Source organism: Paraburkholderia lebeckiae, from assembly GCF_014201005.1.
In the GTDB taxonomy this organism is placed as follows: Bacteria; Pseudomonadota; Gammaproteobacteria; order Burkholderiales; family Burkholderiaceae; genus Paraburkholderia; species Paraburkholderia tuberum.
The window spans coordinates 57,606-71,390 of the sequence record NZ_JACHDK010000003.1; the positions used below are offsets into that span (position 1 = coordinate 57,606).

Below are 13,785 nucleotides of genomic sequence, written 5' to 3' on the forward strand. Positions count from 1 at the left end.
TTGCGTCGCATTGCCGTCCAGGCTCGTTAGCAGATTCGAATGGTGAACACATGTCTGAAAGTCCGATTGATCCTCACACGCATCATCACGCGCACTGCCTGCCGTTCAGCGCGCAGTTGATCGGCGCGAGCGGCACGCGACCGCGCACGCGGTTCCGTTTTTGGGCACCGTCGTGCAACAGCGTGCAGGTGGTCGTCGAAAATGGCCCGGCGCAAGGCGCGCACGACATGGCTCCGACCGGCAACGGCTGGTTCGAGATCACCGTGGAGAGCGGCGCGGGCACGCTGTATCGGTTCCAGCTCGACGACGGGCAGGCGGTGCCCGATCCGGCCTCGCGGTTCCAACCGCGGGACGTGCACGGCCCGAGCGAGGTCATCGATCCGCGCGCCTACCATTGGGAACACACCGAATGGCACGGCCGGCCATGGGAAGAGACGGTGCTGTACGAATTGCACGTCGGTGCAATGGGCGGGTATGCGGGCGTGCAACAGCGCCTGCCCGAGCTCGTCGCGCTCGGCGTCACCGCAATCGAACTGATGCCGTTGAACGACTTTCCCGGTCGTCGCAACTGGGGTTACGACGGCGTGTTGCCGTACGCGCCCGACTCCGCATACGGCCGCCCCGAAAAACTGAAGGCGCTGATCGACGCCGCGCATGGTGTGGGCCTGATGGTGTTTCTCGACGTCGTCTACAACCACTTCGGACCGGACGGCAACTATCTGCATACTTACGCGGAGCCGTTTTTCCGCGCAGGCGTGAACACGCCGTGGGGCCCCGCGATCGACTTCGAGCGAAGCGAAGTCAGCGACTTCTTCACCGACAACGCCGTCTACTGGATCAACGAGTACCGCTTCGACGGACTGCGCTTCGATGCGGTGCATGCGATCGACAATCCCGAGTGGCTGCGCGAGCTGTCGGACCATATCCGCGCGCACGTGCAGCATGGCCGCCACGTGCATCTGGTGCTCGAAAACGAGCACAACAGCGCGAGCCTGCTCGACGCGCATTTCGACGCACAATGGAACGACGACGCGCACAACACGCTGCACGTGCTGCTGACCGGCGAAACCGAAGGCTATTACCACGCGTATGCAAACGAACCGATTCGCCGGCTCGCGCGAGTGTTGTCCGAAGGCTTCGCGTATCAGGGCGAGCCGTCGCCGCTGCACGATGGTGCGCCGCGTGGCGAAGCGAGCGCGCATCTGCCGCCGACGTCGTTCGTGATGTTTTTGCAGAACCACGATCAGATCGGCAACCGTGCGTTCGGCGAACGTCTGCGCAAGCTGACCTCGGATGACGCGCTGCGCGCCGCGACCGCGTTGATGTTGCTGTCGCCGCAAATTCCGCTGCTGTTCATGGACGAGGAGCATGGATCGACGCAACCGTTCCTGTTTTTCACCGATTACACTGGCGATCTCGCCGACGCGGTGCGCGAAGGGCGACGCCGTGAATTCGCGCGCTTTGCCGCGTTCAGCGATGAGAAACGCCGCGCGCAGATTCCCGATCCGAACGATGCCCAGACCTTCGCCGCCTCGTCGCCACCCGCGCCCGATGTAAAGCCGACGCCGGATCGGCTCGACTGGATGCATTACTACAAGTCCGCGCTCGCGGTGCGCGCGAAGCTGATCACGCCGCGCCTGAAACATACGAAGGCATGCGGCGCGACCGTGCTGCGCGATGCCGGTGGCGGCGACGCGAACGCGCTGATCGCGCGCTGGAAACTCGGCGATGGCGAGACGCTGTCGATCGCGCTGAATCTGTCGCAGCAGAACGTCGCGTTCGACGCCATCCCCGACGGCAAGATCATTTTCGAAACACCGCCGCGCGCGCGCGAACAGGCCGACGCGCGGGTGTTGCCCGCGCATGCGTGCATCGCGTGGCTGACCGGCGACATCAACGAATTCGCGAGCCGCCACGATGCGCGCATCGCATCGCACGAGGAGCAGCGCGCGTGACGACCCGACGCCCCAACGACAGGCTCGCCGCGCTCGCCACCCGCGCAGGCTTCGAGGTGGAGTGGCAGGACGCGCACCACAATACGCAGCATGTGCCCGAAAAGACACTTGGCACGCTGCTCGAACGCATGGGTCTGCCGTGCGGCAACGCCACGGATATCCGCCACAGCGCCGCTGCTCTGGAGGCCGAACTATCGGGCCGTAGGCTGCCGCCGCTGATGACCGCGGTGATCGGGCGTGGCATCGCGCTACCCGCGGCCGCGGTCAAGTCGGGCAGCCATTACCGGATCGAGCTGGAGAGCGGCTCGATCATCGACGGCCGCTTCACCGCGCCGAAAGGCGAGGAAGCGCTGCTCGCGCCGATCGACGAAGCCGGCTATCACACGCTCGTGATCAACGACCAGCGCATAACGCTCGCGGTCGCGCCGCCGCGCTGCTACACGGTCGCCGACGCGTGGCGCACGCTGCACGGCGGCGACGGAGAAGGCGAACGCGAAGCCGCGCCGCCCGCGCCGCCACTGTGGGGCATCGCCGCGCAACTGTATGGCTTGCGCCGCACCGGCGACGGCGGCATCGGCGATTACACGGCGCTCGCGCAGCTGGCGCGGCACGGCGCGCAGCGCGGCGCGCACGCGCTCGCCGTCAGTCCGACCCACGCGATGTTCAGCGCGCAGCCCGAGCGCTTCAGCCCGTATGCGCCGTCGTCGCGTTTATGGCTCAACGTCACGCATATCGATCCGGCCGCGGTGTTCGGCGCGGATGCATCAGCGTCCGCATCGGCGCAGGCCGGCAACGCGTGGTCCAAATACGAAGACCTGCCGCTGATCGATTGGCCGCACGCGACCCCGCTGAAGCTCACGGTTTTGCGCGCGCTCTACGAGCAGTTCAGCGCCAACGAGCGCCCGCAGCACTCGCCGCGCGCGCTCGAATTTCACGGCTTCTGCGAACGCGCGGGGCGCGCGCTCGAAGATCACGCGCGCTTCGAAGCGCTGCAGGCCGCGCAACTCGCGCAAGGCGGCGACGGCCATTGGCGCAACTGGCCCGACGCGTTGCGCGACCCACGCAGCCCCGAAGTCGAGGCGTTCGCCGCCGCGCATCGCGACGAGGTCGACTTTCATCTGTTCCTGCAGTGGCTGGCATCGCGCGGCCTGTTGCACGCTCAGCACACCGCGCGCGAAGCCGGCATGGCGGTCGGCCTGATCGCCGATCTCGCGGTGGGTTGCGACAGCGCCGGCAGTCATGCATGGTCCTATCCCGACGACATGCTGCAGGGCGTGTCGGTCGGCGCGCCGCCCGATCTCTTCAATCAGGCCGGCCAGTCGTGGGGACTCACGACCTTTTCGCCGCGCGCGATGCGCACACAAGGCTTCGCCGCGTTCATCGACATGCTGCGCGCGGCGTTCGCGCATGCCGGCGGCATCCGCATCGATCACATCCTCGGCTTGCGGCGTCTGTGGCTCGTGCCCGAAGGCGAAAGCGCGCGCAATGGCGCGTATCTGCGCTATCCGCTCGAAGACCTGCTGCGGCTGATCGCGCTCGAATCGTGGCGGCATCGCGCGATCGTGATCGGCGAGGACCTCGGCACCGTGCCGTCCGGGTTTCGGGAGCGGCTCGACGAGCACGGCATCGAGGGGATTCGCGTGCTGTGGTTCGAAGGCGCCCCCGACGGCAACGGCTTCAAGGCGCCGGCCGATTGGGACCGCTACGCGGTCGGCACGACGACCACGCACGATCTGCCGACCGTCGCCGGCTGGTGGCGCGGCAGCGACATCATGTGGCGCAACCGCATCGGCCAGACGATGGCGCGCGCCGACGGGCGCGATCCCGAGGAAGCGGCGCTCGAAGAGCGCGCGCAGCAGCGCGCCGACTTGTGGCGCGCGTTCCAGCAAGCGGGCGTGGCCGCGCCCGACGTCGCGCCGCCGGACGCCGACAACGCGCCGGTCGACGAAGCGCTCGCATTCGTCGCCGCGACACCCGGGCCGCTCGTCACGTTTCCGCTCGAAGACCTGCTCGCGCTCGACGAGCAGCCGAACCTGCCGGGCTCGATCGACGAACATCCGAACTGGCGCCGCCGCATGACGCTGCCCGTCGACGCGATGTTCGACGACCCCGTGTTCACCGACCGCCTGCTGGCCGTCGACGGCGCGCGCCGCGCCGCCGCGCGTTCATCCAACACTTCCGCGGAGCCTGACACGCCATGACCGTTCCACGCTCCACACTGCGCCTCCAGTTCCATCGAGGCTTCACGTTCGACGACGCCGCGCGACACGTCGACTACTTCGCCGCGCTCGGCATCAGCCACCTGTACGCGTCGCCGATCACGACGGCCGAGCCCGGCTCGATGCACGGCTACGACACCGTCGACTACACCCAGGTCAGTGCCGAATACGGCGGCGAGGCGGGCCTGAAGCGCCTCGTCGACAAGCTGCGCGCGCACGACATGGGGCTCATCGTCGACATGGTGCCGAATCATATGGGCGTCGGCGGGTCGAGCAACGCGTGGTGGCTCGACATCCTCGAATGGGGCCGCCACAGCTCGTATGCGCGACATTTCGACGTCGACTGGCATTCGCCCGATCCCGCGCTGCGCGGCAAGGTGCTGCTGCCGACGCTCGGCGCGTCGTACGGCGAAGAACTGGCGGCGGGCCGCATCAGGCTGCATTTCGCGGCCGACAGCGGACGCTTTCAAATCGGCTATGGTCCCCACGTGTTCCCGATCTGCCCGGTCGATTACGCGGCGATCCTGCAAGGCGCCGACCGCGCCGATCTGAGCGCGCTCGCGAATCGCTTTCAGGGACTCACCACGCAGCCCGCCGACCAACCACGCGCCGCCGAGGCGCGCGACGAGCTGCGCGAGTTCGTCGCGCGCGAAGGCGAGTCGGCGATCGAGTTCGTGCTGGAGACTTACGCGCCTGAGGATCCGGTCACGCGCGACCGGCTGCATCGGCTGATCGAGCGGCAGCATTTCCGGCTCGCGTGGTGGCGCACCGCCTCCGACGAAGTGAACTGGCGGCGCTTCTTCGACATCTCGACGCTCGCCGGCGTGCGCGTCGAGCGGCCCGAGGTGTTCGAGGCAGTGCACGCGCTGATCTTTCGCCTCTATCGCGAAGGGCTCGTCGACGGCTTGCGGATCGATCACATCGACGGGCTCGCCGAGCCGCGCGAATACTGCCAGCGTTTGCGCCAACGGCTCAGCGAGTTGCGCGACACCGCGCCGTATGTGTTGGTGGAGAAGATTCTCGGCCGTGGCGAGCCGTTGCGCGACGACTGGCCCGTCGACGGCACGACCGGCTACGACTTCATGAGCGACGTCGGCGCGCTGCTGCACGATCCGGCCGGCGCGGACCCGCTCGCCGCTACGTGGGCCGAGCTCACCGGCCGCAGCGCGCGCTTCGCCGATGAAGCGCACGCGGCGCGGCGCAAGATTCTCGCGGAAAACTTCTCCGCGGAACTGGACCGCGCGGCGCGCGCGCTGCATCGGATCGCACGCGATTCGCTGAGCACGCGCGACTTCACGTACCCGGCGCTGCGCCGCGTGCTGACCGAACTGGTCGTGCATTTCCCCGTGTACCGCATGTATCCGCTGGGCGGACTGCGCAGCGCCGCCGACAACGTCTATTTCGAGGAGGCGCTCGCGGGGGCGCGCGCTTCGCTGCCGCGCTCGGACCATGCGGCGCTCGAGCGCGTGAATGCGTGGCTCGGCGGCAGCGCCGAAGAGGCCCCGCCCGCGCGGCCCGGCGCGCAGTCGCAGCAGCAGGCGCAAGGCGGCGGAGCGCCGCCGCACGCGGGCTCGTCCCGGCGCAGCGCGCAAACGCTGTTTTCGCAGCTGACCGCGCCGCTCGCCGCCAAGGCGATCGAGGACACCGCGTGCTATCGCTACGGCCGTCTGCTGTCGCGCAACGAAGTCGGCTCGGACCCGGGCGAGTTCGCGCTGTCGGTGGAGCGGTTTCATGCGGGCAATCTCGAGCGCGCGCAACGTTTTCCTCATGCGATGCTTGCGACCGCCACGCACGATCACAAGCGCGGTGAAGACGTGCGCGCGCGGCTCGCGGTGCTCAGCGAGATCGCCGACGAATGGGGCGCGACGTTGCGTGCATGGTCGACGTTGAACGCGCCGCAGCGTCGAGCGCTCGACGGCACGCCGATCAGCAGCGTGAGCCAGGACAAGAGCGATGCATGGGCTCCCGGCCCCGCCGCCGAGGCGATGCTGTATCAAACGCTGGTGGGCTGCTGGCCGCCGGCGCTGCGCGCCGACGACGAAGCCGGCGTCAAGGAGCTGGCCGAGCGCGTCGCGCAATGGCAGTTGAAGGCGCTGCGCGAGGCGAAGCTGCAAACCAGCTGGCTCGCGCCCGACGAAGCTTACGAGGCCGGCTGCCGCGAATTCCTGTTCGGTATCCTTGCGCCGCAGCGGCGCGACGCCTTTCTGAAGGAGCTGTCGGCGTTCGTCGAGCGCATTGGTCGCGCGGGCGCGCTCAACAGCCTGCAGCAGACGGTGTTGCGCGTCGCGTCGCCTGGGATCCCTGATCTTTATCAAGGCACCGAGCTGTGGGACTTCAGCCTCGTCGATCCGGACAATCGGCGGCCCGTCGATTTCGCGAAACGCGAGGCGTGGCTGCCGCAGACGCAAACGCCGCCGTCGGAATTTCTGGCGGACTGGCGCGACGGGCGCGTAAAGTTCGCGGTGATCCAGCGCGTGCTGGCGTTGCGCGCGCATCTGCCGGAGCTGCTGAGTCAGGGCACGTATCTGCCGCTCACGGTGCGCGGCGCGCATGCGTCGAGTGTGATCGCGTTCGCGCGGCGGCATGGCAACGCGTGGGCCGTGGTGATTGCCAGCCGGTTGGCCGCGCGACTGCTTGGCGATGATGCTGGTCTGCCGCTCGTCGAGCCGGCGCAATGGGCGGATACGGCCATCGAAATGCCGCCCGATCTGTCGGCGCGTGCGCTGTTCGATTGGCTGAGCCCCGCCGCGCCGAAAGTCGACGATTACGGGCTGCTGTATCTGCGCGACGCGCTCGCCGCGATGCCGGTCGCGGTGCTGGTGGAGGATGGGGTGCCTCGAAGCTAAGGCGGCCAAAAAGGGTTGAGGCTTCGGGTTGGCTCGGGCCTCAACCGCCCTCGTCGTCGAACACCTTCGGATATACGCGCACGAGCACGATGCGCGGTCCCTTCATCTTCTTGACCACGACGTCGAAGTCTTCGAACTCGACGCGCTGCCCTTCGCTCGGCAGATCGTTGAGCGCCTGGATCACGAGCCCGCCCACCGATTCGGCCTTGCCTTCATCGATGTCGATACCCAGTGCACGTTCGAGCGACACCACCGGCAAGCTGCCCTTGCCCATCAGCGTGCCGTCGTCCATGCGGGTCCAGTCGGCGTCGCCCTGGCGGAATTCATCGTGGATCTGCCCGACCAGCGCGCCGAGCAGGTTGTCGAGCGTCAGGAAGCCGATCGGTTTCGCGTTCTTGTGGCCGACCAGCGCGAAGTGCGGCGCGCCCTTGCGAAAGCGCCGGAACAGATCGAGCGCCGGCATGTCCGGCTTCACGTACTGCACGGGGCGGACGTAGCGCGACAGGTCGTCGAGCGTGCTGCCCGCCTGGCGCGCGAGCAGCAGGTCCTTCAGATGGATCATGCCGGCCACGCGTTCGCCCGATGCATCCTCGAATAGCGGATAGCGGCTGAAGCGGTGCCGCGCGACCACCTGCATGTTGTCGCGCAGCGGCAGATCGCGCCGCAGGCACACCATTTCATGCGACGGCCGCATCAGGTCCGATACGGTCATTCGCGAGAAGTCGAGCGAGTGCGCGATCGTGTTCCATTCGTCCTGGCTGTACGCGCCGGTCGACGCACCGAGTTCGCTCGCGACGTTCGCGCGGCGGCCGCGCAGGATCAGCTTGAGTTCCTCGGTCGAGTAATGCGAGTCGTGACCTTGGTCGGTATCGAGCCCCGCGGCCTTCAGCACCGCGTTCGCGCTCGTGTTGAGCAGCCAGATGGCCGGGTACATGGCCCAATAGAAACCGTACAGCGGCGCCGCGGCCCACAGCGAAATTTTCTCCGCCTCGCGAATCGCAAGCGACTTCGGCGCGAGTTCGCCGACCACGATATGCAGGAACGAAATACACGAAAACGCGAAGAACAGTGAAATGCCATGCATCAGCTTCTCGGACTCGACGCCGACCACGGTGAAAAGCGGCATGAGCAGTTGCGCGAACGCCGGTTCGCCGATCCAGCCGAGGCCGAGCGACGCGAGCGTGATGCCGAGCTGACACGCCGACAGATACGCGTCGAGCTGTCCGTGCACCTTCGCGAGCAGACGTCCGCGCATGCCATGCTGGGTGGAGAGGCTTTGCACGCGGGTCTGCCGCAGTTTGACCAGACCGAATTCGGCGGCGACGAAAAAGCCGTTGAGCGCAACCAGAAACATTGCACCGATAAGAGCGACAACCTGGATCAAAGCGACGGGCTCCGGCAACAAAAGTTGTCAGTATAGGGGCTGAAAGCTCGATGAAATCTTGATTGTGCGCCAACGCATTCGCGCGCGACGCTCATTTCGGCGCCGCCGCGCTGAATGGCACGCGCAGCACGAGCGTGGCGGGGGTCGCGGTAACGCCGTCCGCTTCCGTCGTATCGCTTTGCTCGAAGCTTCCGCCGTGCGCCTCCGCGACGCGTTTGCACAACGCGAACACCCACGCGATGCGCTTCGCCTCGCGCGGTTCGCCCGCCTGCTTGCGCGCGAACGCTTCGAGCACATGCGGCAGCGCGGCGTCGTTCAACGCGGCCTCGTTCGGCTCGTACGTGACGCTCGCATGCCATGTGCCGTTGTCCGCGCGCGCGGCCAGTGCGGCCTCGGTGCCCCGCGCGCTCGCTTCGACGGCGAACGTCAGCATCAGCCACACCGCGGCGGCGAGCCGAGCGCGGTCGCCGTTCAGTTGCTCGGTGGCGATCTGCGAGTCGAGCCGCACTTCGACGCCGCGCGCGCGGGCGAGGCCGGCGCGGACTTCGTCGACGGTTTCGTCGAGCAGCGGATGCAGCGGAAAGGGTTCATACGTGAGCGTGAGCGATTTCGTTTCGGCGCGCGTCGCATCGACGATCGTCTCGAGCAGCTTCACCTGCTGATCGACGCCGCTGCGAATGCCCGTGATCGCGCGCTGCGAATTGGGATCGTTCGCGTCGAGCTTGCGCTCGAGCACGTACGCCCAGCTATGAATCGCATTCAACGGACCGCGCAGGTCGTGCGACACCAGCGACAGCACGTGATCGCGCATGAACAACGCGGTTTCCGCGCGCAGCCGCGCGCTGCGTTCGGTGATGACGAAGCCGGCCGACGCCGGCTGGGCGCCAGCAGTCCCGTTGGGTGACGTAGTCACGATCGAGTCCTCTCAGGCAATGCTGGATGATGGGCGGAAGCCTCATTATAGGCATCCCGGTCGGACCGACCAGTCGAGGCCGAATCGCGATGCGGGACGCAATCCGCATGCCATGCGCGGAACCGGACCAGACTCCGCGATCGACGTCAACGCGCCTACAATGTCGGTTTTACGTTTTGATCTGAGGAGCAACGCATGTCGACTGTGACGACCGAATCCGGCCTGAAGTACGAAGATCTCGTGGAAGGCACCGGCGCCGAAGCCGTGGCCGGCAAGACCGTGACCGTGCATTACACGGGCTGGCTGACCGACGGCCAGAAGTTCGATTCGAGCAAGGACCGCAATGACCCGTTCGCGTTCGTGCTGGGCGGCGGCATGGTCATCAAGGGCTGGGACGAAGGCGTGCAAGGCATGAAGGTCGGCGGCAAGCGCAAGCTGACCATTCCGCCGCAACTCGGCTACGGCGTGCGCGGCGCGGGCGGGGTGATTCCGCCGAACGCGACGCTCGTGTTCGAAGTCGAACTGCTCGAAGTCTGAGTTACACCAAAGTATTGTCATGAGCCACGCCGCCGTCGCCGCCCCCAACGTTTCGCTGCGCTGCTATGGCGCGATCGAAGCGTCGGACGTGCACGACTTCCACCAGGTCGTGCTGGGGCTCGACGGCGCAATGGTGATGGCGGTAGATGGCGTCGCCGAACAGATCGACGCCGGCTCCGCATGGCTGATCCCGGCCGGCGCGCGGCACGATTATGCGGGTGTCGGCACGAACCGGCAGCTCGTGCTCGATTTGCCTGCGGCGTCGCTGGCGGTGCCCGAGCGGTTGTTCGAGCGCGCGCGCCGTGGCCGTCGATCCGTCGCTCGCGCAGCTCGTGCGCGCGATTGCCGCGCATGCTGCGGGCGGCGTGGGCGAAGCGCAAGGTAATGCCTTCGGTCACCGTCGCTTTCATTGGGATGCTGCGGCACGCCTGGGCGCCGCGCTTGTCGCCGATTCCGGGGCACTTGCCGGTGTGCAGAGCGAAGGCGTTCGTCTCGATTTCGCGCGCATCGACCGCTGGCTGCGCGCGCATCTGTCCGAGCCGCTGAAGATCGCGGACCTCGCCGCGCACTGCGGCTTCGGCATGCGGCGTTTTCATCAACTGTTTATCGATGCGTTCGGCGAGACGCCGCATCGCTATTTGCAGCGGCTGCGGCTCGACACGTCGATCACGCTGCTTGCGGACCCGCGTCTTTCGTTGACCGATATCGCGCTCGAGATCGGCTTCGGCGATCAGAGCGCTTACACGCACGCGTTCACGCGGCGTTTCGGGCTGGCCCCCGGGCAGTGGCGCGCGTTGCGGCACTGAGCGCGGCGGAGATGGCGCGGAGGGCTTTGAGGGCTTTGAGGCCATTTGAAGCCTGTATGCCGCGCACAGGCTTTGCCCTGCCTGTCAGCTTTCGAGCCCACATTGCAGATCCGCACGGATATCGCCCGCGTTTTCAAGCCCCACCGCAAGCCGGATCAGACCTTCGCTGATGCCTGCCGCCGCGCGCGCTTCGGGCGTAATGCGGCCGTGCGTGGTCGTCGCCGGATGCGTGATCGTCGTACGCGTGTCGCCCAGGTTGCCGGTGATCGAGCAGACCTTCGTGCCGTCGATCACGCGCCATGCGTTCGTACGCATCTGCTCGGGCGTGTCGCCCTTCAACTCGAACGACACGATCGCGCCGCCCAACTTCTGCTGACGCATCGCGAGCGCGTGCTGAGGATGCGATTCGAGCCCCGGATAGAACACGCGATTGACGGCCGGATGCGAGTCGAGCCAGCGCGCGATTTCGAGCGCATTCGCCGACTGCTTCTCGACGCGCAGCGACATCGTTTCCATGCCTTTCAACAGTACCCACGCGTTGAACGCGGACAGCGTCGGCCCGGCGCTGCGTACGAACGGAAACACCTTTTCCATGATGATTTTCTTCGAACCGACCAGCGCGCCGCCGAGCACACGACCCTGGCCGTCGAGGAACTTTGTCGCCGAATGCATGACGACGTCCGCGCCGTGCTTCAGCGGCTGCTGCAACGCCGGGCTGCAGAAGCAGTTATCGACGACGAACAGCGCATTCGCGGCCTTCGCGATCTTGCTGATCGCTGCGATATCCGACACTTCCGTCAGCGGGTTGGAAGGCGTTTCGAGGAAGAACATCTTCGTTTCGGGACGCACCGCTTCGTTCCACGCGTTCAAATCAGTCGGATCGACGAACGTAGTCGTTATGCCGAACTTGCTGAAGATCTGCGAGAACATGCCGAGCGTCGAGCCGAATAGCGCCCGCGAGCTGACGAGGTGATCGCCCGCCTGCAACGTCGACATCACGACCGACATGATCGCGGCCATGCCCGAAGCCGTCGCGATGCAGGCCTCGCCGCCTTCGAGCGCGGCCAGACGGTCCTGGAACATCGAGACGGTCGGGTTCGAGAAGCGCGAGTACGTGAAATAGTCCTCGGAGTTCCTGAAGCGTTCGGCGGCGTCCGCGGCGCTCGAGAACACGAAGCTCGAGGTCAGGAAAATCGCTTCCGAGTGCTCGTTGAAATCGCTGCGCACGGTGCCCGAGCGAACGGCCAGCGTGTCGAAGTCAAAGTCGTGGAAGTCGTCCATGTTGGTTCTGGTCTCCAGGTTTCCGTGGCTGCTTCCGTGGGTAAATGAGGCAGCAACAAAAAAGCCCGCTTTTGCGTCGGCATAAGCGGGCTTCATGCGCGGGGAGGTTGGAGCCAGGGCGGACGACCGTGGCGTTCCGCCCTTCGCTTTAGCTGTTTCGGGTTGCCCCGCGTCCACAAGCTGAGATCAAATCGACGCAAGCCAACGTGTTAATACGCTCGTGGCGCGGTGTGTACGCTCAACCCACCGACAGTTGCAGATGCAACTGCGAACGCGCCGGGCCGCCACCGTCGATCGCTTCGCTCGCGGCATCGCGATCCGATTGCGACGACGGCGCGAGACGCGCGCTTTCGATGCGGTCGAGGTATTCGGTCGTAATGTCGCCGGTCACGTAGTTGCCGTCGAAGCACGAAGCCTCGAATTCCTTCAGCGCCGGATTGATATCGCGCACCGCCTGCTTCAGCGCATCGACGTCCTGATACACCAGGTGATCCGCGCCGATCATGCGCGCAACTTCCTCGTCCGAGCGGCCGTGCGCGACCAGTTCGCCGCGCGTCGGCATATCGATGCCGTAGACGTTCGGGAATTTCACCGGTGGCGCCGCCGACGCGAAAATCACCTTGTTCGCGCCCGCATCGCGTGCCATCTGCACGATTTCATGCGACGTCGTGCCGCGCACGATCGAGTCGTCGACGATCAGCACGTTCTTGCCCTTGAACTCGATGTTCATCGCGTTCAACTTCTGGCGCACCGACTTCTTGCGCACCGCCTGCCCCGGCATGATGAAGGTACGGCCTACATAGCGGTTCTTGAAGAAGCCCTCGCGATACTCGACGCCGAGCTTCTTCGCGACCTGCATCGCGGCCGGGCGCGACGAATCGGGAATCGGCATCACCACGTCGATTGCGACGTCGGGCAGCTCGCGCCTGATCTTCTCGGCGAGGTAGTCGCCCATGCGCAGACGCACGTTGTAGACCGGCACGCCGTCGAGCACCGAATCCGGACGCGCCAGATACACGAGTTCGAAGATGCAGGGGTTCAGGCTCGTGGTCGTCGCGCATTGCTGCGAATGCAGTTGGCCTTCGGTGTCGATGAAAATCGCCTCGCCCGGCTGCACGTCGCGCACGAATTCGAAACCGATGCCTTCGATCGCCACCGATTCCGACGCCAGCATCCACTCGACACCCTCTGCCGTTTCCTGCTTGCCGAGGCACAGCGGACGGATGCCGAACGGGTCGCGGAAACCGAGCAGGCCGTAGCCGGCGATCAGCGAAACGATCGCGTACGAGCCGCGCACCCGGCGATGCACACCCGACACCGCCTTGAACAGCGCGGCCGGATCGAGCTGCAGACCCGAGCTCGACAGTTGCAGCTCGTGCGCGAGCACGTTGAGCAGCACTTCGGTATCGGAATTGGTGTTCACGTGGCGGCGATCGATGCGGAACATCTCATCTTTCAGCTGCTGCCAGTTGGTGAGGTTGCCGTTATGCGCGAGGATGATGCCGAACGGCGCGTTCACGTAGAACGGCTGCGCTTCTTCTTCGCTCGACGCCGAACCGGCGGTCGGGTAACGGACCTGGCCGATGCCCGTCGTGCCCGGCAGGCCGCGCATGTTGCGCGTGCGGAACACGTCGCGCACCATGCCATTGGCCTTGTGCATGTGGAAATTGCTGCCGTTCGCCGTCGCGATGCCGGCGGCGTCCTGACCGCGATGCTGCAGAAGCAGCAGGCTGTCATAGATCAGCTGGTTGACCGGGGAGTGGGAAACTACGCCTACGATGCCGCACATGGCATGTCCTTCAAAGGTACGAAATTCGTGATGGCGACCGGTGCCTGCGACCGCG

Annotated in this window: 8 protein-coding genes and 1 pseudogene; 5 read left to right on the top strand and 4 right to left on the bottom strand. The window is 66.2% G+C overall.

Annotated features, from left to right (window positions below; translation table 11 throughout):
• Positions 1–50: 50 nt before the first annotated feature.
• The 3 genes from treZ to treY are packed head-to-tail and all read left to right on the top strand — an operon-like array spanning position 51 to position 7,020.
• Positions 51–1,955, top strand: a complete 1,905-nt coding sequence (gene treZ, locus HDG39_RS06790; RefSeq protein ID WP_184004316.1) for a malto-oligosyltrehalose trehalohydrolase — start codon at positions 51–53, stop codon at positions 1,953–1,955.
• On the top strand, positions 1,952–4,156 hold the full coding sequence (malQ, locus tag HDG39_RS06795; RefSeq protein ID WP_184004318.1) for a 4-alpha-glucanotransferase: 2,205 nt from the start codon (positions 1,952–1,954) through the stop codon (positions 4,154–4,156). The genes treZ and malQ overlap by 4 nt, the downstream gene beginning before the upstream one ends.
• Positions 4,153–7,020, top strand: a complete 2,868-nt coding sequence (gene treY / locus HDG39_RS06800) for a malto-oligosyltrehalose synthase (RefSeq protein WP_184004320.1) — start codon at positions 4,153–4,155, stop codon at positions 7,018–7,020. The genes malQ and treY overlap by 4 nt, the downstream gene beginning before the upstream one ends.
• Positions 7,021–7,060: 40 nt before the next feature.
• Here the strand turns inward: treY and HDG39_RS06805 are convergent, their stop codons facing one another.
• Both HDG39_RS06805 and HDG39_RS06810 read right to left on the bottom strand, forming a co-directional pair.
• On the bottom strand, positions 7,061–8,404 hold the full coding sequence (locus HDG39_RS06805) for a hemolysin family protein (RefSeq protein WP_184004322.1): 1,344 nt from the start codon (positions 8,402–8,404) through the stop codon (positions 7,061–7,063).
• Between the two features lie 91 nt (positions 8,405–8,495).
• Complete coding sequence (locus HDG39_RS06810; protein WP_184004324.1) at positions 8,496–9,317, bottom strand: sensor histidine kinase; 822 nt, start codon at positions 9,315–9,317, stop codon at positions 8,496–8,498.
• Between the two features lie 195 nt (positions 9,318–9,512).
• Here HDG39_RS06810 and HDG39_RS06815 point away from each other — a divergent pair, with 195 nt between their 5' ends.
• Both HDG39_RS06815 and HDG39_RS06820 read left to right on the top strand, forming a co-directional pair.
• Entirely contained in the window at positions 9,513–9,854 is a 342-nt protein-coding gene (locus HDG39_RS06815) for an FKBP-type peptidyl-prolyl cis-trans isomerase (RefSeq protein WP_018424138.1), read from the top strand.
• 19 nt (positions 9,855–9,873) lie between these two features.
• Positions 9,874–10,660 (top strand): annotated as a pseudogene (locus HDG39_RS06820) (helix-turn-helix domain-containing protein).
• A gap of 84 nt (positions 10,661–10,744) precedes the next feature.
• On the opposite strand, the gene HDG39_RS06825 reads toward HDG39_RS06820, so the two are convergent.
• Together HDG39_RS06825 and purF are read right to left on the bottom strand one after the other, a co-directional pair.
• Complete coding sequence (locus HDG39_RS06825) at positions 10,745–11,941, bottom strand: O-succinylhomoserine sulfhydrylase (protein WP_184004326.1); 1,197 nt, start codon at positions 11,939–11,941, stop codon at positions 10,745–10,747.
• Between the two features lie 238 nt (positions 11,942–12,179).
• A complete protein-coding gene (purF, locus tag HDG39_RS06830; protein ID WP_018424135.1) occupies positions 12,180–13,730 on the bottom strand; it encodes an amidophosphoribosyltransferase in 1,551 nt (516 codons plus the stop codon).
• Positions 13,731–13,785 lie beyond the last annotated feature (55 nt).

Excerpts from the sequence above, each read along its gene's own strand:
- purF (WP_018424135.1), bottom strand. The coding sequence starts at position 13,730 with ATGTGCGGCATCGTAGGCGTAGTTTCCCACTCCCCGGTCAACCAGCTG.
- treZ (WP_184004316.1), top strand. The coding sequence starts at position 51 with ATGTCTGAAAGTCCGATTGATCCTCACACGCATCATCACGCGCACTGC.
- HDG39_RS06815 (WP_018424138.1), top strand. The coding sequence starts at position 9,513 with ATGTCGACTGTGACGACCGAATCCGGCCTGAAGTACGAAGATCTCGTG.
- HDG39_RS06825 (WP_184004326.1), bottom strand. The coding sequence starts at position 11,941 with ATGGACGACTTCCACGACTTTGACTTCGACACGCTGGCCGTTCGCTCG.
- treY (WP_184004320.1), top strand. The coding sequence starts at position 4,153 with ATGACCGTTCCACGCTCCACACTGCGCCTCCAGTTCCATCGAGGCTTC.